17 protein-coding genes and 1 tRNA gene are annotated in these 20,863 nt (G+C 40.9%); 13 read left to right on the top strand and 5 right to left on the bottom strand.

Features of this window, described 5'->3' with window-relative positions; translation table 11 throughout:
• The first annotated feature begins 25 nt into the window (after positions 1–25).
• The 5 genes from IPZ60_RS11400 to gluQRS all read left to right on the top strand — a co-directional run bounded on the left by IPZ60_RS11400 (position 26) and on the right by gluQRS (position 5,039).
• On the top strand, positions 26–829 hold the full coding sequence (locus tag IPZ60_RS11400; protein ID WP_194197911.1) for a metal ABC transporter ATP-binding protein: 804 nt from the start codon (positions 26–28) through the stop codon (positions 827–829).
• A gap of 99 nt (positions 830–928) precedes the next feature.
• Positions 929–1,747, top strand: a complete 819-nt coding sequence (locus tag IPZ60_RS11395) for a metal ABC transporter permease (protein WP_194197910.1) — start codon at positions 929–931, stop codon at positions 1,745–1,747.
• 277 nt (positions 1,748–2,024) lie between these two features.
• Positions 2,025–2,873: a metallophosphoesterase gene (locus IPZ60_RS11390; protein WP_194197909.1), complete on the top strand. Its 849-nt coding sequence runs from the start codon at positions 2,025–2,027 to the stop codon at positions 2,871–2,873.
• Positions 2,874–3,361: 488 nt separating this feature from the next.
• Entirely contained in the window at positions 3,362–3,799 is a 438-nt protein-coding gene (gene dksA, locus IPZ60_RS11385; protein WP_194197908.1) for an RNA polymerase-binding protein DksA, read from the top strand.
• A 304-nt stretch (positions 3,800–4,103) separates the two neighbouring features.
• Positions 4,104–5,039, top strand: coding sequence for a tRNA glutamyl-Q(34) synthetase GluQRS (gene gluQRS / locus IPZ60_RS11380; RefSeq protein ID WP_194197907.1), 936 nt, complete (start codon positions 4,104–4,106; stop codon positions 5,037–5,039).
• A 136-nt stretch (positions 5,040–5,175) separates the two neighbouring features.
• Here gluQRS and ftsW read toward each other — a convergent pair whose 3' ends face one another.
• Both ftsW and murD read right to left on the bottom strand, forming a co-directional pair.
• Positions 5,176–6,372 (bottom strand): putative lipid II flippase FtsW, encoded by a 1,197-nt coding sequence (gene ftsW, locus IPZ60_RS11375; protein ID WP_194197906.1) that lies wholly within the window; start codon positions 6,370–6,372, stop codon positions 5,176–5,178.
• A gap of 256 nt (positions 6,373–6,628) precedes the next feature.
• Positions 6,629–8,044: a UDP-N-acetylmuramoyl-L-alanine--D-glutamate ligase gene (gene murD / locus IPZ60_RS11370; RefSeq protein ID WP_194197905.1), complete on the bottom strand. Its 1,416-nt coding sequence runs from the start codon at positions 8,042–8,044 to the stop codon at positions 6,629–6,631.
• A 660-nt stretch (positions 8,045–8,704) separates the two neighbouring features.
• Here murD and IPZ60_RS11365 point away from each other — a divergent pair.
• The 4 genes from IPZ60_RS11365 to IPZ60_RS11350 all read left to right on the top strand — a co-directional run bounded on the left by IPZ60_RS11365 (position 8,705) and on the right by IPZ60_RS11350 (position 13,419).
• Entirely contained in the window at positions 8,705–10,204 is a 1,500-nt protein-coding gene (locus IPZ60_RS11365; RefSeq protein ID WP_194197904.1) for a SulP family inorganic anion transporter, read from the top strand.
• Positions 10,205–10,376: 172 nt separating this feature from the next.
• Positions 10,377–11,231, top strand: a complete 855-nt coding sequence (locus IPZ60_RS11360) for a universal stress protein (protein WP_194197903.1) — start codon at positions 10,377–10,379, stop codon at positions 11,229–11,231.
• Between the two features lie 480 nt (positions 11,232–11,711).
• Positions 11,712–12,050 (top strand): P-II family nitrogen regulator, encoded by a 339-nt coding sequence (locus IPZ60_RS11355; protein ID WP_010197981.1) that lies wholly within the window; start codon positions 11,712–11,714, stop codon positions 12,048–12,050.
• A gap of 106 nt (positions 12,051–12,156) precedes the next feature.
• Positions 12,157–13,419, top strand: a complete 1,263-nt coding sequence (locus IPZ60_RS11350) for an ammonium transporter (protein WP_194197902.1) — start codon at positions 12,157–12,159, stop codon at positions 13,417–13,419.
• Between the two features lie 310 nt (positions 13,420–13,729).
• Here the strand turns inward: IPZ60_RS11350 and IPZ60_RS11345 are convergent, their stop codons facing one another.
• The 3 genes from IPZ60_RS11345 to IPZ60_RS11335 all read right to left on the bottom strand — a co-directional run bounded on the left by IPZ60_RS11345 (position 13,730) and on the right by IPZ60_RS11335 (position 15,567).
• Positions 13,730–14,113 carry a DUF2147 domain-containing protein gene (locus IPZ60_RS11345; protein ID WP_110923646.1) on the bottom strand — a complete coding sequence of 128 codons (384 nt, stop codon included), beginning with the start codon at positions 14,111–14,113 and terminating at the stop codon, positions 13,730–13,732.
• A 258-nt stretch (positions 14,114–14,371) separates the two neighbouring features.
• On the bottom strand, positions 14,372–14,635 hold the full coding sequence (locus IPZ60_RS11340; RefSeq protein WP_194197901.1) for a hypothetical protein: 264 nt from the start codon (positions 14,633–14,635) through the stop codon (positions 14,372–14,374).
• 86 nt (positions 14,636–14,721) lie between these two features.
• Positions 14,722–15,567 (bottom strand): DNA/RNA non-specific endonuclease, encoded by an 846-nt coding sequence (locus IPZ60_RS11335; RefSeq protein WP_194197900.1) that lies wholly within the window; start codon positions 15,565–15,567, stop codon positions 14,722–14,724.
• Positions 15,568–15,744: 177 nt separating this feature from the next.
• On the opposite strand from IPZ60_RS11335, the gene IPZ60_RS11330 reads away from it, so the two are divergent.
• From IPZ60_RS11330 to IPZ60_RS11315, 4 genes are all read left to right on the top strand, one after another.
• Positions 15,745–15,835 (top strand) — tRNA-Ser (locus tag IPZ60_RS11330).
• Between the two features lie 394 nt (positions 15,836–16,229).
• Positions 16,230–17,393 carry a leucine-rich repeat domain-containing protein gene (locus IPZ60_RS11325; protein ID WP_194197899.1) on the top strand — a complete coding sequence of 388 codons (1,164 nt, stop codon included), beginning with the start codon at positions 16,230–16,232 and terminating at the stop codon, positions 17,391–17,393.
• A gap of 143 nt (positions 17,394–17,536) precedes the next feature.
• Positions 17,537–18,250: a hypothetical protein gene (locus tag IPZ60_RS11320; RefSeq protein ID WP_194197898.1), complete on the top strand. Its 714-nt coding sequence runs from the start codon at positions 17,537–17,539 to the stop codon at positions 18,248–18,250.
• A gap of 1,121 nt (positions 18,251–19,371) precedes the next feature.
• Entirely contained in the window at positions 19,372–20,760 is a 1,389-nt protein-coding gene (locus IPZ60_RS11315; RefSeq protein ID WP_194197897.1) for a GntP family permease, read from the top strand.
• Positions 20,761–20,863 lie beyond the last annotated feature (103 nt).

Below are 20,863 nucleotides of genomic sequence, written 5' to 3'. Positions count from 1 at the left end.
TTACTTATCCATTCGTTGTCATATTATGAGCCTGTCTACCTTACCATCTAATCAGCCTGTCCTACCTATTGCTGATGGCAATACTGCGGACGATGCTAGCCAGCTGCTGAGCCTACGCAATATCAGCTACTATATTGGGCAGCAACGCCTGCTCTCGAATATCGATATTGATATTTCTGTCAATGAAACGGTTAGCCTCGTCGGACCTAACGGTGCTGGAAAATCAACGCTTGTCAAACTCATCTTAGGTTTGATTGAGCCGACCAAGGGTAGTCTAATCGCACACCAACCATTGCAACTTGGCTATGTGCCACAGCGATTTACGATCCCACCAATATTGCCATTGCGAGTCAGTGATCTACTGGGTCAAGCAAATAAAAAACGTCTAACCGCTGAGCAGCGCCAGTTCATATTTGATAATTTATCATTGACGCACTTGCTATCACGGCAAATGCTGCATCTGTCAGGTGGTGAGACACAGCGGGTATTATTAGCACGTGCCTTGCTAGATAAACCCAATTTATTGATTTTAGATGAGCCCATGCAAGGGCTTGATCCTGATACCGAGGTCTGGCTCTATCAGTTCATTGATAAGCTACCAGATTTCTTGCGTTGTGCCATGCTAGTGATATCGCATGATCTGCACTGGGTAATGAGAGGTAGTCGACGCGTTATTTGCCTCAATAAACATATTTGCTGCGAGGGGCAACCAAGTGAAATTGCTATTAGCACCGAATTTAAAAAGTTATTCGGTCATTATTATGAGCAGCCATATGTACATCAGCCACATGCTTGCCAGCATCACGCACCGAATGATATCGAACAATAACCCTCAAAACCAAATATGGCACAGCTATGTTCAGTAAAGTGCTTTTGACACTTACTGATACTGTTTTGAGCCTTTATAAAAATTTTACGGATATTTATTATGACCACTTGGTTAGCCATTATCGCTCCTGCTTGGATCGCTGGCAGTATTTTAGCACTACTATCAGCGCCTTTGGGTTGTTTAGTATTGTGGCGCCGTATGGCATTCTTTGCCGATGCTCTAGCACATGGCACTTTACTTGGTGTCGCCTTAGCCGCTTGGTGGCAACTGCCGATGGGTATTGGTGTTTTGTTAGTCAGTATCGCGGTAGTGTTAGGACTGGTACTGATTGACGATGAGCGTCTACCTGCTGATGCCGTACTAGCTGTCGTTGCAGTGTCATTATTATGTTTAGGATTATTGACCTTAACCCAGCTGACAGATCAGCAAGCCAATGTACTAGGATTTTTATTTGGTAATTTATTGGAGCTAGATTGGGCTGATTTACCTCTACTTGCGGGTAGCGTACTAGTGGGTTTGGGCTTACTACGCTATATATGGCCGGCGCAAATCAAGCTTGCTACTCATGAAGCATTGGCACGTATCCAAGGTATCAATCCAACACGCCAGCGATTGTTCTTTATGGGAATATTGGCAGGGTTCTGCGCTGTTGCGCTACAAGCGGTCGGCAGCTTACTCATCAGTGGTTTGTTGGTATTACCAGCACTAACCGCACGCTTATGGGTGTCATCACCAAAACAAATGGTCATTATATCTTTAGTTATCGCGCAGTTAGGTGTTACTTTAGGAGTTTGGGGCAGCATTTGGCTAGATATTCAGACAGGTCTCTCTATTGTATTAATATTAGCCATTCTGTTTTTTGTCGCACTTATTTGCTCAAAATTAATCACCGCAAAGTTTTGGTCAGCTCGCCACTAATGGCTGACAATCTATTGTAGATCATGATTTAATTCAACTTTATTTGATTAATACTGCTAGAGCTTTGTTTTACTTTGTGTTATAAACTTTCCTCATCACTATCAGTATCATTAATAATAGAAAACTGCCTATAATAGCTATTGAAAATATAGTGTATTAACTTGGACTAAATATCGTATATGATGGAAAAAAGTAGTGAAAACAGATAATAGTGACTCGTTTACTTATGGTCATGTTGACAGCGTCAATTGCTCTGTTTTAATAAGGGACTGACCCAATGCCAAGCAATACTATCAGTAGAATCAGTACGCCAGATGAGCAAGTTAATATCTTACAAGTCACCGATTTACACTTATTGACACCTAGCACTTTTATTACGGATAACGATAATATCGACAGTGATGAGGCCGTCATTTATCAACATAGCTTTGAGAAAGTGCTTCAACAAGCACTAAATGAAGATATTCGCTGTGATCTCATTCTCGTGACAGGTGACTTGGTCAATAAAATCATACCTACGATTTATGACCATATCTTTAAGGTATTACAAGCGACCAAAATTCCTTTTGCTTGTATTGCTGGCAATCATGACGTGACTGACGAAGTTGGCTGCCATTTACCATTTTTGCAGCGCACATTGGTTGCTCAGCCTGCTGATCCTCGTTTATTGAACCAACATATTATTGAAACTGAGCATTGGCAGCTACTGCTATTAGACTCATCTATTAGTGGTGAAGTCACAGGCGAAATAAAACCTGCCGATATGGACTGGCTATGTGAGAGACTCGATGCCTGTGATAAACCTACGCTACTCGCCCTACACCATCATGTTATACCGGTAGGCTCTGCCTGGATTGATGCTCACATGGTAGGAAATAGCGAAGATTTTTGGCAGCATATGAGAGCTTTTGAGCATCTAAAAGTAATCATTAGTGGACATATTCACCAAGACCAAGTCCGCTATCGTCAGGGCGTTTCTGTCTACACCACACCCTCTACCTGCTATCAGTTCATGCCCAACGAAGATGACTTTGCTTATGATGAAGACGCTCGACCTGGTTACCGTTGGTTGCAATTAGCCAACAATGGAACGGTTGCAAGCTGGATTGAAAGACTGGATACTTGATGGCCATAAATATTGGCATGAAAATAACTTTAACCCTTATATATTAGGCATTTAGCTTAAACTCCTCGGGTTAATATAATGTGGCTAGCAAAGTAAAATAGCCTCCAGTGTAAAAAATAACTTCATTATTATTAGAAACAATGATACAACTTATAAAATGAAGTCCGCCTAACATCTGCCATTAGGTACTATCATAACGGCTAGGATGGCTGAGTAGACCTCAATTGATATTTTAATCATTATTGGTTTGCAGTGTTTTTTAGACAAGACTGTTTAAATAGAGATAAGCGTAACCATATATTTGACCATCGCTATGCTGATGTCAGCCTAGCAAGATAGCTATATTATTAGATCAGCTGTGTTACTTGTGTTACCAAGTGGTAAAACGTTTTATAAATGGAAAGCATTATAGCGTTCGTAAAATTAATAACGTCTTATCTGTTGATACGTCGTTTTATTGAATTAATTTGAAAAAGTAGGATACCCATATGAGCACCGTGACCACGAATCCGAGTGAAGTGAAGTTTACTCCTTATGTGCCAGCCAAAGACGAAGAATATATGTCTGATGCTCAGCTAGAGCATTTTAAAGCGATTTTATTGAACTGGAAAAACCAACTGATTGGCGAAGCAGATCGTACCAAGACTTATATCCAAGACGAGTCAAGTGCCATGCCAGATATCAATGATCGCGCGACCCAAGAAGAAGAGTTTGCGCTAGCTTTGCGTACGCGTGACCGTGAACGCAAACTCATTCGCAAAATTGATAAATCTATGTCAGAAATCGAAAATGATGACTATGGCTTTTGTGAAACTTGCGGTGTAGAGATCGGTCTGCGTCGTCTCGAAGCACGCCCAACAGCGACTCAGTGTATCGACTGTAAAACATTATCTGAAATCAAAGAACGTCAGAATCAAGGCGCTTAGATGAGATAGCTTCAATCAAGTATAAGAAGACCATATTTAAGTACGAGCGACCATATTATTGGTCGCTCGTTGCGTTTTAGGCTATCGCTTTTTTGTTCAATGACTTGTAGTCAATCTATCACTATAGCTCCTAACGATAACAGTCCCTAACGATAAGTGTTAAAAAACCAATTTTATTTTTTAGAAGTAACACCTCTAACAAATTATCTCATTTAATAAATATCTTTTTGGACCCAACTTTATTATTCTATCTGAATAACGCTATCATCGATAATCACTTATTTTAAAAACGATCAAGAATCCTATGCCCATTCAACCTCTACCACCTCAGCCTATCGGCCGGTTTGCACCTTCACCTACTGGTGAGCTGCACCTTGGCTCTTTAACGACAGCACTTGCCAGCTTCTGCCATATCAAATCACTGGGCGGTCAATGGCTATTGCGCATTGAAGATACCGATACTGAACGCTGCGATCAGCAGTTCACTGAGCAAATTTTGATTGATTTAGAAGCGCTTGGTCTACACTGGGATGGCGATGTGATTTACCAATCTGAGCGTATTGATATCTATAATGATTACTTAAACTCTGCCTTGCACTCACTCACTTATGGCTGCCAATGCTCACGTAAAGACTTAGAACAGTATTGGTCACAAGAAGAACAGAGCCATACTCATAATGAAAACCAGCCAAATAGAAAGCGTTATCCTCGCTGCTGTGTCACCGCTGATCTTGATAGACAGCAGCACAAACTACGCATCCAGTTACCAGATTATAGGATTGGCTTTAATGACGGCATCCAAGGAATGCAATGGGATAACCCGCAACAAACCTTAGGCGATATGGTGGCTCGTCGCCAAGATGGCATGATCAATTATATTTTGGCTGCGAGTCTCGATGATGGTCTGCAACAGGTTACTCACATCATGCGTGGCTTGGACATATTACCCATGACCACAGCGCAAATCAGCATCATGAATGCTGCTCACTTACCCGCTATCGATCATTGGTATCACTTGCCACTGATATGCAATCCAGATGGGCAAAAACTCTCCAAACAAAACCTCGCACAGCCCATCGATACACGCAATCCAAGTCAGTTAATCGCTCATGCACTGAAACTATTACAACAACCAGTTGTGGACAGAGATACCCCTGAAAATATGCTTAAGCAAGCCATTGCGCAATGGGATAACACGCCTCTACAGAACCAACAACAATTAAACCTGCCTAACTTATAAGAAATGACACTCAAACAAGAGGTAACAAAAAGCGCCACTCATCAGCGACGCTTTTTTAAAGGAAACCAGATACTAGTTACTAAGTACCATGTTATTGAACAGCATGTTATTAAACATTATGCATAATAATAAACTGCTAATAATAACGACACTGGCTTTTTTCGATCTCAGGGCTTTCTTTATAAATTTTCAGCAATAGCGCGACCATCACTAGGCTAATCAACATAGATGAGCCACCATAACTGAAGAATGGCATGGTCAAACCTTTGGTCGGAATCGCGCCCATGTTCATGGCTGCATTAATAATCGTCTGTGCGATAAACACCACGCCAATACCAAAGGCAGTATAGCTCATACGCATCTGCCGACGTTTTAACGCGTTATAACTGATACGCATCGCACTACCGATAATCAGTGCTTCGAGCACCAACACCATAGTGACCCCAACAAAACCTAACTCTTCACCCGTAATTGCTAGTAAAAAATCCGTGTGTGCCTCTGGCAAATGCGATAATTTTTGTACGCTCTCACCATAGCCAACACCCGTAAACTGCCCACGACCAAAAGCAATCAAACTACGTGCTAACTGGTAATCGGTGTCTTGCACATCATCAAACGGATCCATGAACGACATCACACGTACCAATCGATACTGCGCTGTCGTGACCATCAATACTGCACCACCAACGGCAGCCGCAGCCAATGCTAAGAAGTGCTTATAAGGCGCACCAGCGATATAAAATATCGCAAAGATAGTACCCAAAATCACGACAAAAGAACCAAAATCTGGCTGCGATAATAACAGCATGGTTATCAATGCCACTACCAACATAATTCGCAAAAAGCCATCCAAGCCATTACGAACTTCGAAAGACCGGCGTACCACAAAGTCAGACACAAAGACAATCATGACCAGCTTGGCAAGCTCTGCTACCTGAAAGTTAAATACCCCCAGATTCAACCAACGCTTAGAGCCATTAATAGGCGTACTAAACAATGTTGCTACTAATAGCACACCCGTAATACCGAGTAGCATAAACTGGGTTTCGGTTTTATATAGCCTTCGTAAAGACACGCTATAATAAGGAATAGCCGCAATAACCAGACCAATCGTCATATACAGCAGTTGGTTATTAAAAAAGTATAGCTCTGTCATACCGCGACTGAGCGCAAAAGGAATAGACGCAGAAGCGACCATTAGTAAACTGAGCACCAGCATACAGCCGACGCTCGATATCAAAACAGCACGTGCTGACGGCATAGAAAGAATACCATCAGAGCCAGCGGCTTGTTTTGATTGGGATGAGGAACGAAAAAAAGAAGGGAGCGCCATAATTTTATATACACTAACGAACGAAAAACACGGCGTCTATGAAACGCCACCGTTTAAAAAATATGAAGAAGATAATACCAAACAAATCACTTGTCTGGTTATGATTGACAGTAGCAGCAATCTATAAGCAAAACAATCGTTTATACAAAAAATGCTTTCTGCGAATAAACACCAACTAAATAACATCTTACTATTCGATATTGTTGTTTATTCTCAAGACAATTAGTTATCAAGCCAATTAGCCTTTATGCTAGTTTCATTGCACACATTCTAGCTGGCTGACCAATTGACTAAAATGCTCACCGCGAGCAGCGTAGCCACTATATTGATCAAAACTGGCACAAGCAGGAGACAGTAGCACCGCTTGTACTTGCGATAGGCTACTTGATGTCACCTGCTGAATCGTAGCAAAAGCTTTTTCTAGCGTTTGGCACTGATGTAATGCCACATCAGCACTAATCTTCGCTGCACGCAAATGTTGCTCAATCAGCTGAGCATCTTCACCGACAAATAGCACTTGACTGACATATTGATTGATGAACGGCGTCAGTTCGCCAAATGCTTGACCTTTACCCTGTCCACCCAGAATTAATAACAGCTTACCGTCTTTTGGCGCATAGACCGCACCTAGCCCTTCAATTGCGGCCATGGTTGAGCCAATATTGGTACCTTTGGAATCATTAAAATAATCAATATCGGCAGCATGAGCGACATATTCACAGCGATGCTCAAGTCCAGTGAAGTGCTGTAACGTGTCTAGCATACTATCAAGTGGTAAACCGGCAAGCTCGCCTAATGCCAACGCTGCCTGTGCATTGAGCAGATTATGACGACCTTTAATCAACAGTTTGTCTGCCGATAGTAGCAGTTCTGTACCACGAGCAAGATAAATCTGACCTTCAGGATCAACGATAAGACCATACTGGCCTTTATCAGGAGCATGAATACCTGTGCTCACTCTGGTTAAATTATCAGCGACTAACGGGCGCGTCAGTGCGTCTTCACGATTAATAACGATGGACTTAGCACCCTGAAAAACACGGTGCTTGGCTTGATGATAACCCAACATATCGCCATGACGGTCTAAATGGTCAGGTGACATATTGAGAACTGTCGCTACCTGCGCACTCAAATTGGTGACGGTCTCTAGCTGAAAACTAGATAACTCCAGTACAGCCAATGCCATTTCAGGATTATCAAGTAGCATGAGCGCTGGCACACCAATGTTGCCACCGACACCCACATTGATACCAGCATCTGCGGCCATTTGACCGACCAACGTGGTTACGGTGCTTTTAGCATTAGAGCCTGTAATAGCCACGATCGGCACCGTACAAGCTTCACAGAATAGCTGAATATCACTGACCACTGGAATGTGAGCTTGGCGTGCAGCAGCAACGGCTTCTGTAGCCAAAGAGATACCAGGGCTTATAATGATACGTGCTGCTTGCTGCAACAGCTCGGCATCGATTGCACCGAACTGACGAATATCAACTTCAGCTGGTAATTGATCCGCTAATTTAGGTGCTTCTTGTGCATCAGTGACTGCTACCTGATAGCCTTGCTTGGCCAGATAGTGCGCAACGGATAGACCAGATTGCCCCAAGCCAACCACGACTTGTAGACCACTGCCTTTATGAAGTAAGGCATCTGTTGCAGTGTTGGTGGTCATATATATTCCTTCTATTTTACGAGCAAAATGGCATCAAGCAGACCTAATCTATAAAGAGTCCAAATAATGCCTTCAAGATGAGAAGCATCATAACGGTATCGTTCAGATTTCGGTACTGGTTTTTTATGACTTTATGCTATTATGCGCCTGTTTTTATATTAAGTGGCTAGTGCTATAATAGTCGCCCTGAGCTGTGAATGGTTGGGTATTCCCTCAAGCATTTTAGTTTAGCATGTTGCCACAGTTAACGTGCTATTCGCGTGTGATTGTCACTTATCTTTAACAGAGATTGGTGTTGCGGTCATGCTCTATCAAGCGACTGTGTTTGTTTGACAGATTATTTACCACCCTCTACCGCACAAAGTCATTACTGACTCTATTCATTATTGTAGGTGCTATTTTACGCAACCTATTTTAAACAATGTTTTTTAGGTAATCTCACTGAATTTATCATCGTATTAGTAATTGGTGAGCGTATTAGCGATACCAATCATAAATCAGTAGACATACTTATTATCGACCTTTAATAATTCAATGCCACCACATGATGCAATGCGTGTCGTGGTAAAAGAAAGATGGATAGCTACTTTTGTAGCGACGCGATCATTTTATTAATGAGTAATGATTACTTTTTTGCCTCTAACCCTATGCAGTTTACTTATGACATCTTTTATTGATAACTTACGTGACGAGTGGTTTTCCAACGTTCGCGGCGACGTCTTATCAGGTTTGGTCGTCGCATTGGCACTGATTCCTGAAGCTATTGCTTTTTCTATTATCGCGGGTGTTGACCCAAAAGTCGGCTTATATGCCTCATTTTGTATCGCTGTCGTGATTAGTTTCGTCGGTGGCCGTCCGGGTATGATTTCGGCGGCAACAGGAGCTATGGCCCTAGTGATGGTTGATTTAGTCGCCGATCATGGTCTGCAATATTTACTGGCCGCTACCTTATTATGTGGCGGTATTCAGGTTGTGATGGGCTTACTAAAGCTTGGCAATTTGATGCGCTTTGTCTCTCGCTCAGTGGTCATTGGCTTCGTCAATGCACTGGCTATATTGATATTTGCGGCTCAGATTCCTGAGCTTAACCCCATGACTGAACGTGTTGGCATGACGGTTTATATCATGACGGCAGCAGGCCTAGCGATTATTTACCTATTTCCGCTTATCCCTAAGATTGGGCGTGTAATTCCCTCGCCACTTATTTGTATCGTTGGCTTGACGGCTGTCGCGATGTATATGAATCTCGATATCCGTAACGTCGGTAGCATGGGTGATTTACCAGATTCATTGCCAATGTTTTTATTGCCTGACATTCCATTGAATCTCCAAACCCTACTGATTATTGCGCCCTACTCTATCGCGTTGGCCATTGTTGGTTTATTAGAATCCATGATGACCGCGACTATCGTTGATGAATTGACTGATACGCCAAGTGATAAAAATAAAGAATGCCGTGGTCAAGGTATTGCCAACGTCGTGTCAGGTTTCTTTGGTGGCATGGCAGGCTGTGCAATGATTGGTCAGTCGATGATTAACGTCAAATCTGGCGGACGCACGCGTCTATCTACCTTGATGGCAGGTGTTGTCCTACTTATCATGGTTGTATTCTTAAGTGAATGGGTCAGCCAAATTCCAATGGCAGCGTTGGTCGCTGTGATGATTATGGTGTCTATTGGGACGTTTAATTGGCAGTCAATTCGCGAGTTTAAAACGCATCCAATGTCATTTAACATTGTCATGCTAGCGACTGTTTTGACGACGGTATTTACGCATAACTTAGCGTATGGTGTGGGCGTGGGCGTTCTACTATCTGCCCTAGCATTTGCCAATAAGATTGGTCAATTCTTAACCATCTTTAGTGAGTATGATGATAGCAGCAACACCCGCTATTATTATGTGCAAGGACAAGTATTCTTTGCATCTACCACACAATTCCTAGGCAGCTTTGATACCAAAGAAGCACTAGACAGCATTGAAATCGATGTTAGCCAAGCACACTTCTGGGATGTCAGTGCCGTAGATACCTTGGACAAGCTGGTCATGCGCTTGCAACGTGAAGGTATTGATGTCAAAGTGGTTGGACTCAACAATGCAAGTCGAACACTGATTGATCGCTTCTCTGTCCATGATCGCCGAGATATTGGCCTATTGGATTAAGTAAAGCTGCGTCTGCATGATAAATGCTGGCGTTGCTTGATAGCATCTAAATAGACAATTGAATAAATAGTTTAATACACAGCTGCAGTGGTTGAGAGAATTGGGTATCAGCATTACCATCCAACTCTTAAACCAAGCAGCTGTATTTTCATTAGAATGATGTGGTGGTCTTATGAGTAATTTAAAACCAGATAGCGTAATCGCCTGCTTAGACTGCCCTGATCATGTGCAAGCAGTGTTAGAGGCCAGCATGTGGGCCTCTACTCGCCTACAAGCGCCTATCGGACTGTTGCACTCTGTACCGAGCTTACAACAAAAAGCGGCGGTGAATTATTCTGGCTGTTTGAACATCGATGATGAGAACATGCTGCTCGAGCAATTCACAACCAAAGAGCACTTGAGTAATTGTGAGCTGAAATCACAAGGCAAGCTATTGCTACATCAAGCCACAACCTATTGTGAGCAGCAGCGTAAAAGGCTGAAAACTTATACCTTGCATCGGCACGAAAACCTCAATGAGAGTATCGATTATGTCGATGATAAGGCGCAACTCATTATTATAGGCCATAATGTTACCTGCAAAGCAACATTGAGCCAGCTGGTTAGAGTCAGTCACTGCCCCATTTTGGTGACTCATGCACCATTTTTGCCCCCTACGACTGCGCTATTTGCGTTTGATAACAGTCCAACGTCGCATAAATTGCTCAATTGGCTCTGCAAAACATCGCTTGTACGTGCATTAACTGTGCATATTGTCATGATCGGCAAAGAAAACTCAGAAAACTGTGATGCCCTACGTGAAGCTTATGCGCGTCTCAAACAAGCAGGTATTAAATCTAAAAAAGCATTACTAGACTGCCGTGATGTCACAGCTGCTCTACATTATTATCAGAATGAAAATGATATCGGACTGCTAATGACAGGTGCCTTTGGTCAATCTCGTATACGTACGCTATTACAAGGTAGCGATACCAAAAAACTCCTAGGCAGTACTAAAACGCCTTATCTTCTATTTCCTAAAGCGTAGGCTCAAGCTAGCCTACAGCCCTTTATATGTCTATTATTATCTTGTTTGATGCAGAGTATGAGTACTAATACCAAGCTCTGCGCCTATCTCTGCTATATATCAACATGCTCTCTAATACTTTTCCACAATCTAGCTCTCAATGCATTTCCACACATTAAATCAATTTAGCAAATCATCACATGAAATACATGGATAGCCTCCCCAAGCACCTAAAAAGTTGGTTATAATAAAGTTTTCGTTGATTTAACGCTAAAGGTTTATACAGGTTATTTATGCCCATAGTGACAGTGCTTACCGTGGTAGCATAGTCAGTACACTTTGCCTTGAATGTGAGTTTTTTGAGCACAAAGTTCCAATTTTACCTATTCCCCTTGAGTAAATTGGCACAGTTCTTGAATAACTTATGATAAGCAAGGCAGAGATACGATGTACCACAATGCCTCTATCAATCTGCAGCATCACACAAATAAGGAATATTTTATGAAGCTAATCACTGCGATCTTAAAACCGTTTAAGCTCGATGATGTACGTGAAGCGCTTTCTGACATCGGTGTTAAAGGTGTAACCGTTACTGAAGTTAAAGGTTTCGGTCGTCAAAAAGGTCATACAGAGCTCTATCGCGGCGCAGAATACGTGGTGGACTTTTTACCTAAGGTAAAAGTTGAAGTGGCTGTGATTGACGAGATGGTCGAACCTGCTATCGAAGCCATCACTCGTATCGCTAGCACTGGCAAGATTGGTGACGGCAAAATCTTCGTCACTGCTCTTGAGCAAGTTATTCGTATCCGTACGGGTGAAACTGGTCCTGACGCTATCTAGATTTGAGGCCATATCTATAAGCATAGATTTATAGATACAGGCTCTTACAACATTCTTATCTATCGGTCATACCGATATCTATATTGTAAATTCAAGGGGAATTTAAATGGAAAGTCAAATCTTTGAGCTCCAGTATGCGCTCGATACGTTTTACTTTTTGATCTGCGGGGCGTTGGTCATGTGGATGGCAGCCGGCTTCACTATGCTCGAGGCCGGACTGGTCCGATCAAAAAATACGGTCGAAATCTTAACTAAGAATGTCGCGCTATTTGCAACGGCCAGTATCATGTACATGGTATGCGGCTACGCTATTATGTATGGTGGCGATCTGTTTTTAAGCGGAATTGCAGGCGGTGACACCTTAGTAGAAGACGCATTAGCAGCCTCTGCCGAAAATGGCTTTGGTGGCGACTCCGTCTACTCTGCAGCCTCAGACTTTTTCTTCCAAGTAGTCTTTGTAGCGACCTGTATGTCAATCGTTTCAGGTGCAGTTGCTGAACGTATGAAACTATGGTCTTTCTTATTATTTGCTGTCGTCATGACTGGTGTTATTTATCCACTAGAAGGTAGTTGGACTTGGGGCGGCAATGATGTATTTGGCATGTTCAACTTAGGTGACATGGGCTTCTCTGATTTTGCAGGTTCTGGTATCGTCCATATGGCAGGTGCTGCAGCTGCATTGGCAGGTGTACTACTGCTAGGTGCACGTAAAGGTAAGTACGGTCCTAATGGCGAGATACGTGCCATTCCAGGTGCTAATCTACCATTAGCAGCACTTGGTACACTAATCTTATGGATGGGTTGGTTTGGCTTTAACGGCGGTTCAGTACTAAAGCTTGGCGACATCGCCAGTGCAAACTCAGTTGCTATGGTCTTTTTGAATACCAATGCAGCAGCAGCAGGCGGTGCAATTGGTGCTTTAATAATAGCACGCATCATCTTTGGCAAAGCTGACTTAACAATGCTCTTAAATGGTGCACTTGCAGGGCTAGTCGCTATCACAGCAGAACCCTCTACTCCATCTGCATTACAAGCCACACTATTTGGTGTAATCGCTGGCGTTATCGTTGTTCTATCTATCTTAGCATTAGATAAAATAAAAATAGATGATCCAGTCGGTGCTATCTCAGTTCATGGCGTAGTTGGTCTGTTTGGTCTGCTTATTGTACCAATTACCAATCCAGCGGCATCGTTCGTCGGCCAGATTGCTGGAGCAGCTACTATCTTTGTTTGGGTATTCGGTGCCAGCTTAATCGTTTGGGCAATTATTAAAGCAGTTATCGGCCTACGTATCTCTGAAGAAGATGAGTATGAAGGTGCAGATATAGCAGAATGTGGTATGGAAGCTTATCCAGAGTTTGTGAGATGAATACTTTGAAACCATACTAAACTATAAGCATTAAAAATCCCGCGATACCTTTTGGTAACGCGGGATTTTTTTGATCAAAATCAATATCGTTTGGGCAATTATTAAAGCCGTTATTGACCTACGTCTCTCTAAAGATGAGTACGAAGGTGCAGATATAGCAGAATGTGGTATGGGAGCTTATCCCGAGTTAATGAGATAAATACTTTGAAATCATACTAAAACATAGGCATTAAAAATCCCGCGGTACCTTTCGGTAGAGCGGGATTTTTTTGATCAAAATGAACATCGATAAAAGAAAAACTATATTAGATTACTTCTTTTTCCATGTTTGACTGCGAGAAAATGGACCGATATAACCTTTTAGGTTTAGGGTGCTACCATTTAGGCTGGCAGTCATACGATAATCTTTACCCTTCTCAGGATCCGTAATCGTACCACCGCTATATTTACCACCACCGTCAGCTTTTAGACCTTTGATGACTTTCATACCAACGTGCTTTTTACCTGTTGCTGAGTTAGTAGCGATAAGTGTCCCAGTTAGCACACCATTTGACTCAGTGATTTTTACTGTGCCTTTTGGTTTACCTTCATCAAATGTCTGCCAAGTTGTATTGGCGAGCGGATCAGCGGCAAATGCCATAGTGGCTAGACTGATACCTGCAACTGCTAAAGCGGTTTTTGTAAATAATTTCATAAATTGACTCCCTTCATACAATGATTACTCGAAACATTATGTTTCTGATATTCCATGCTTATCCGTTGCTAGAATACTTTCTTACAAGCTTGACGATCTCATACTAATTGAAAGCCGATTACTACCATTGCTTATCAGCCTCTTCAAAGCTTTGAGTGATATAAGCAATGTCTTAATTCATTATAAGCAATTTTCGGACTTTGCCTAGTAGTTTTTTACACTTTATTATTTCTGTAAAAACAAAACTATATCAAAGAGTTATAGAAAAGGATTATCTATATCTTTGCCCAATTGGTCATCCTTTTCTTTTGACTTACCTTCATTCTTACTATAGGTGTCATCAACTTCAAAAGCTTGGATAATTTTAGTGGTTAGTGCATGTAGCTGCTGGGCTTGCTCATATCCAGATGCATCTAAAGTCAGATCAAGATCGCCATAAATAATGATTTTGTCTTCTTGGTTTTCAATTACAAGCTCACCTATCTGCATACTTTGGTGGTTATTGGCAAAAGGTTCAATCATTTGGTCATCCATCCTATTAATAACATCTTATATTATTTCCAAATATCATTACTTTCAATTATATGCCTATTTTTACATATAAATCTCTATGCTTGCAGCTGACCCAATAGCCACTCAACAATCGCCCAAACAAATAGCATCCAAGTAGGCTCTTCTGCTGGTGCGTCAGGTAAGTCCGAGCTCTCACCCGCTTTTAAGGGCAAGTCAAATGCTTGTTTTTTGGTTTGAGAGTCCAGCATTGGTAAGACGTCGATACCAGTTTCGGCAGCCAACTCATTAACACTGATGACTTCTATACGCTCTGACTCATCGTTTGGTGCGTAGTATACCCCTGCTTGATTGGTCGCTGGAATATAGACAGCTTTGAAGAAATGACTGGGTACGAGCACACGGTCAGCGAGCTGCTTGGTTTTTTTATTCGTAAATGAAACCCCTGTAATCGTATAGATTTCGCCATACTGCTGAGTCAGATAACGAGTCGCCGATTCAATGTTGCGCCAAATATAACGATTATTGCGGGGTGACTGTGGGGCAATATTGGCCAAACTGAAGCTGTCATATTGCTGGCTGCGATTGGCCATATCTGCATTGGGTGCTAAATGTCCGCGATCATAGCCAGAACCTGAATAGTCTGATAATGAAGCACGTGCTGAGTCTGGAAGCTTGCTTTCCTCATGGAAACTGTCTTCACGATCAATCTCTTTGGCTTGCTGTAAGCGCTTGCGATCTAGGTGTTCTGCTGACCATAGCGGTGTACGCGATACACCTGAATACATGACGGCAAAACCATCCATACATAGCGCTTGCGTCTTACTACTGAGTTTGTCATTGGTAAATTCGGGGTAAACACCACCATAAAAAGACTCACTACACTGAGTAAAATCATCAGCGTGCGCTGAGGTTATGCTTACTACAACTGTCATCATGGTCATGATGATGCTGTTTTTGAAATTATATTTGAGCCTACCAACACTTATCATTCAGTCTTCTACCGTCTTTGCTTATTGTTACGTATACGCTATCCTAGCAGGCGTCTGCAAATAAAGAAAGATAAGGTGTAAGTGGTGACATTTTAAATGGTATCCGCTATACTGAGCCAGTCAAAAAACGGTGAAGTGGGTGAGTGGCTGAAACCGCACGCCTGGAAAGTGTGTATGCGTTAATAGCGTATCGAGGGTTCGAATCCCTCCTTCACCGCCAATCTTATTCTGCTTAATCCAAGCATCAGCTTTCCTATCTTGTTCTACCTTCTTATATATCCCTTGCTTCCTTTAGTAGTAGGACTTTCTGTCTATACTTATTACCTTTTGCTGTCCGAAATATTCTTGTTTGACTTACTTTATTTTTTCACTCTTTTTGCTTATTTCGAAGTAATACAAGCCATAAATAGATGCTTACTGTCAAACCCGTATAAAAACTGCTGATACTTTAGCTAAACCATTTTTAGCATTATTCCTAAACCCCAGTAGAACACTTATTCAATGAATAAATGCGTATTTTGTTGATTCATATCAATTAGCTTGTCACTAACAATAAATGATATGATTTAATCAAAATAAAGCCTTAACGTGCTCTATCAATATTGGGAAATACGATGTCTCAAAATGGTAATGATACCGATCAAGTAATAGTCAACCTTCAAGCACTCACAGCATTTGGTAAAAACCATGATGATCTCAACCCAATCATAGCTGAGCATAAAGCTAGTCAATTAGCACTTAATGATATTTGGATACAGAAAATTTGGCGTTGGGCAGATAGTTTTGAGATTAATGATGATGCTATACCTCGTGATAAAAAACCTTTGCTAGCATTAAAAAGTATCGTTTTGGAAGCTCAAAATTTTACCGAATTACCTGAGAGTATCGGACAGCTTAAGAATTTAGATCGGCTTGAACTTAATTATAATAGTCTTAGAGAGTTACCTGAAAGCATTGGAAAACTTCACCACTTAGCTCAACTTGGTCTTAATGGCAATAATCTTAAAGAACTGCCTGAAAGTATTGGACAGCTTAGTCACTTAGCTCAACTTGGTCTCACTGGCAACAATCTCAAAGAACTACCTGAAAGTATTGGACAGCTTAGTCACTTAGCTCAACTGACGCTTGGTAGTAATATCCTTAATGAATTACCTGAGAGCATCGGGCAGCTGCGTAATTTAACTTATCTTTCTCTTTTTGACAATAATCTCAGTTCTTTACCCAACAGCATTGGACAGCTTAATAACCTAATTTATTTATTTCTTGCTAATAACCATTTGAGCGCATTGCCTAAGAGTATTTGTCGGCTTAGCAACTTGGCGACACTGACGTTTAGTGGCAATAAAATTAGTGCACTACCCGAAAGCTTTGGTGAGCTTAATAACCTAACTCAACTGACTCTCAGTGATAACAATCTTAATGAATTACCTACTAGTATGGGACAGCTTGATCGTTTAGAGATACTGAATCTTGATAACAACAACCTCAGTGAGCTACCTGAAAGTATCGGACAGCTTGGCAACTTGACTAAACTGGTGCTTAGCGACAATAAGCTCAGCGAATTACCTACCAGCATTGGACAACTTAAGCATTTGGAGATACTTGATCTTTCCAATAATAGTTTGACTGAATTACCTGAGAGTATCGGGCATCTATGCCACTTAAAAACGTTATATATTGAAGGCAATAACATTCAGAAACTGCCTGAAAGTATTAAGCACAATAGCAAATTGTATATTTATGACGATAACGACCTATTAGGTAAGGCGCACTACTAAATAGATATTTTTTCCGAAGATGATTAAAAATATAAACCGAAGTCCTATTTGAAGACTACCATACGTAGCAGATGTCATTACCCAAAAATTGAATTATAGTAGCTACTTATAGTATTGAATTGAACCAACTGAAGGACTAAATCATGAAAACACTAGGATTGTGTATCATAGCAGGGCTCGGGTTAAGCGCTTGTGCTAGTAGTATGAACAATGGAACGATGGGCAATAATCAAAATAATGATACTGATAAAATTGTCATGCAATACCCTATTGAGACTGCGATGCTCAACATCTATACCAAACAACGTAGTGAAAAGTTGGTTGCTATTGTAGGCAATCAAAGTGCCTCAGCGGACATTCAAATCACGCCTAAGGGCAGTATTCAATTCAACAATAAAGCGGTGCAAGGTACCGAAGTAAATACTATCAATAAAGTGAATAATCGAATTACTGATCAGTCAGTCGCTATCAATTACTTTACCCTGAATCCATTAGTGTTTCATGGCTTCACAGATAGCACGGGAAAATACTCACTATCAAATCAGACAACTATCATTCCTAAAATGGCTACAGTCGGCGACTCAAATAAGCTGATTACTGAAACCGTCTATGCTGACAGCAGTATGCGTAAAAAAATAGGGTCGTATGAGCAAGACTGGGCTCTTACGCGAGACACTAATAATACGGCATGGCTCTGTATAGAAAACTCAAAAAACTTATTATTGAGCTCTGATCCTATGGGCACTTCATCCGAATGCTACAAAATCAATGCTAAAGGCGATATCTTAGCGAGCAAAGTCATACTAAGTCAGCCATCTGCTAATGGTACTAATACGGTGACGTTTGTTAGTCAGTAGTTTATGCGCATATCGTTGTATGTAGAGTACGTATTGTATACTCATACACGTAGTATGCTTACTTCTAAAATATGACCTGTCTTTAGGTTGTAGAGCAAGCTAATATTAAAGCTATTTGCTGCTATTGATAGATAGCAATTAGCTTCATCAATTTTAAAATCGCATGGTCATCTTAGATCATTTTCAGCTATCGTTTGAGACACTTTACTTCTTTAAGAGCGGTAACAGTCTTAGGAAGATACCGTTCTATGCCAATTATCGACAAGCTTTCCATCATTTTATTTGTCTACCAGTTAGATAACATTTACATCGCTATTCCTATCTGGTGAGTCGTTGCGCTCAAATTGGCATTGTTGACTACTCTATTTTGACGGCTTCTACTTTGAACTCCGAACTATAACTGTACTTCTCATTAGTCATAACACCCTCATCATCACATCATTATTTAACCAAGCTTATCACTACCATTTCTTCAGCATAACGTCATCTTACTTTTCAAAGTAAACCGCTAAGACCCTCTAATGACTATTAAGATTTAATAGTTGATATTTATTTACATGTCTGTTAGATTTTAACTTGATACATAATGTATCGTTTTATTTATATTTGTAGGTGGGTAGCAGATAATGACTTGATGATCTTACCTAACCTCGTCTACAAAAGTTGTGTAAGTCACATTTGGTTCATGCTAAGGATAGCTATTATGAACAATCATTCCCTAAGTTCGCTCTTACAAGCCAAAACTTTTCTAATACCGATCAATCAAATAGCCTTAGCTCTCGCTATAAGGTCTTAGCTATAGCTATTCATTGCTTTGAACACTCTTGGATAGATAGAACAGGTCGAACTGTATTCAATATCGTAAATATATTAAGCACTAATCGTAATATTCTATCTGCAAAATGCTTAGATATCAGTACCTCTCCCTTGACGCTATGACATAAGGTAATTTTATTCATTTGTCATTCATCACGATATCTTATCGTCTAAATAGCAAATACTAGAAAACTCGAGAAAATCTTATTGAATAATAAGTAGACTAAATTCTGTTTACAAGAAGAATCACCTGACTCACAAATTATAATTTAAAGCATATTTTTCCATGGAAGGAAATTGAAACTATGAGCATTTTTGCTATTTTTTTGTCTTTATCACTTTTGATATATTTTGCCTATAGAGGTGTCAGCGTATTAGTCTTAGCGCCCTTACTCGCTATTTTAGCCGTTGTGTTAAGTGGCGATAGCAGTCAAACAATGGGGATTTATACTGAAGTATTTATGCAGGGACTTGGCGGCTTTGCTGTGAAATATTTCCCACTATTTATCTTAGGTGCTATCTTTGGCAAGTTGATGGAAGATTCTGGTTACGCCTATAGCATCGCACGTAACATAGTGGATAAACTGGGAGACAAACATGCTTTGTTAGCCGTCGTCTTAGCATGCTCAATCTTAACTTATGGAGGTGTGTCAGCCTTTGTCGTTACTTTCGCAATATATCCCATTGCTGCCGCCTTATTTAAGCAGACGAACATACCTAAAAGACTAATACCTGGATCCATCTGTATTGGCGCTCTAACCTTGACCATGACGGCATTGCCAGGTTCACCTGCCATTCATAATGTTATACCGATGCCTTATTTTGAGACCGATGCATTTGCAGCTCCTGGTTTAGGTATTATTGCCTCGATAGTCATGCTAGGCGGAGGTATGTTGTGGATGAATCGCCAAACGCGTATTGCAAGTGCAAATAATGAAGGTTATGGAAATCATACGTTAAATGAAAAAGAGCCTCACTCAGGTATCGACATACCCAGTTTTTGGCTCGCATTATCCCCTATTCTCATTGTGATAATAGGCAACTATGCTTTCTCAAAAATTATAATACCGTTATGGAACAACAGTTACTTAGCTGACGAAAAGTTTGGTGATGTAGCGTTAAGTTCAGTTATTGGCATTTGGGCCATTATTTTATCGTTGTTTTTAGCTTGTGTGTTTGTTATTGCTTCGAGTTTCAAAAGAATAGATAGTGTGGCAGAAAGTTTAAACAAAGGCGCTACCGGATCTTTACTGCCTATTTTTAATACAGCTTCAGAAGTAGGTTATGGTTCCGTAATTGCAACTCTTGCAGGTTTCGCTATTATCAAACAATCTCTTATGGGCATCTCACCTGGAAACCCTCTTATATCAGAAGCAATTATGATTAACGTTTTAGCAGGTATTACTGGGTCAGCTTCAGGTGGTTTGGGTATAGCGTTAGAAATTATGGGTGCAAGCTATATGCAATTGGCAGAACAATATAATATTGACCCCGAATTAATGCATCGTATTGCTTCTTTGGCTTCCGGCGGTTTGGATTCATTACCACATAATGGGGCAATAATAACAATGCTAACTATTTGTGGTTTGACTCATAGAGAGTCCTATAAAGATATATTTGCTACTGCTGTGGTCATTCCTTTAATTGCTTTAGTCCTAGTAATAATACTCGGTACCGTATTTGGGTCTTTTTAAAGAGAAAAGCTAATGTCTATATCATAGAAAGGAGCACTGCCACTTATTGGAGTTATTATAGATAACTATGGAAATTTGCCATATGCTCTTAGCTATGTTTATT

This window comes from Psychrobacter sp. NG25 (assembly GCF_015234355.1).
Taxonomy (GTDB): Bacteria; Pseudomonadota; Gammaproteobacteria; order Pseudomonadales; family Moraxellaceae; genus Psychrobacter.
The sequence above is the reverse complement of the archived record's forward strand: the minus strand, read 5'-3'. Positions and strand labels throughout refer to the sequence as shown.

Excerpts from the sequence above, each read along its gene's own strand:
- IPZ60_RS11315 (WP_194197897.1), top strand. The coding sequence starts at position 19,372 with ATGAGCATTTTTGCTATTTTTTTGTCTTTATCACTTTTGATATATTTT.
- IPZ60_RS11350 (WP_194197902.1), top strand. The coding sequence starts at position 12,157 with ATGGAAAGTCAAATCTTTGAGCTCCAGTATGCGCTCGATACGTTTTAC.
- IPZ60_RS11390 (WP_194197909.1), top strand. The coding sequence starts at position 2,025 with ATGCCAAGCAATACTATCAGTAGAATCAGTACGCCAGATGAGCAAGTT.
- IPZ60_RS11320 (WP_194197898.1), top strand. The coding sequence starts at position 17,537 with ATGAAAACACTAGGATTGTGTATCATAGCAGGGCTCGGGTTAAGCGCT.
- dksA (WP_194197908.1), top strand. The coding sequence starts at position 3,362 with ATGAGCACCGTGACCACGAATCCGAGTGAAGTGAAGTTTACTCCTTAT.
- ftsW (WP_194197906.1), bottom strand. The coding sequence starts at position 6,372 with ATGGCGCTCCCTTCTTTTTTTCGTTCCTCATCCCAATCAAAACAAGCC.
- IPZ60_RS11365 (WP_194197904.1), top strand. The coding sequence starts at position 8,705 with ATGACATCTTTTATTGATAACTTACGTGACGAGTGGTTTTCCAACGTT.
- murD (WP_194197905.1), bottom strand. The coding sequence starts at position 8,044 with ATGACCACCAACACTGCAACAGATGCCTTACTTCATAAAGGCAGTGGT.
- IPZ60_RS11325 (WP_194197899.1), top strand. The coding sequence starts at position 16,230 with ATGTCTCAAAATGGTAATGATACCGATCAAGTAATAGTCAACCTTCAA.
- IPZ60_RS11355 (WP_010197981.1), top strand. The coding sequence starts at position 11,712 with ATGAAGCTAATCACTGCGATCTTAAAACCGTTTAAGCTCGATGATGTA.
- IPZ60_RS11395 (WP_194197910.1), top strand. The coding sequence starts at position 929 with ATGACCACTTGGTTAGCCATTATCGCTCCTGCTTGGATCGCTGGCAGT.
- IPZ60_RS11400 (WP_194197911.1), top strand. The coding sequence starts at position 26 with ATGAGCCTGTCTACCTTACCATCTAATCAGCCTGTCCTACCTATTGCT.
- gluQRS (WP_194197907.1), top strand. The coding sequence starts at position 4,104 with ATGCCCATTCAACCTCTACCACCTCAGCCTATCGGCCGGTTTGCACCT.
- IPZ60_RS11360 (WP_194197903.1), top strand. The coding sequence starts at position 10,377 with ATGAGTAATTTAAAACCAGATAGCGTAATCGCCTGCTTAGACTGCCCT.
- IPZ60_RS11340 (WP_194197901.1), bottom strand. The coding sequence starts at position 14,635 with ATGATTGAACCTTTTGCCAATAACCACCAAAGTATGCAGATAGGTGAG.
- IPZ60_RS11345 (WP_110923646.1), bottom strand. The coding sequence starts at position 14,113 with ATGAAATTATTTACAAAAACCGCTTTAGCAGTTGCAGGTATCAGTCTA.
- IPZ60_RS11335 (WP_194197900.1), bottom strand. The coding sequence starts at position 15,567 with ATGACCATGATGACAGTTGTAGTAAGCATAACCTCAGCGCACGCTGAT.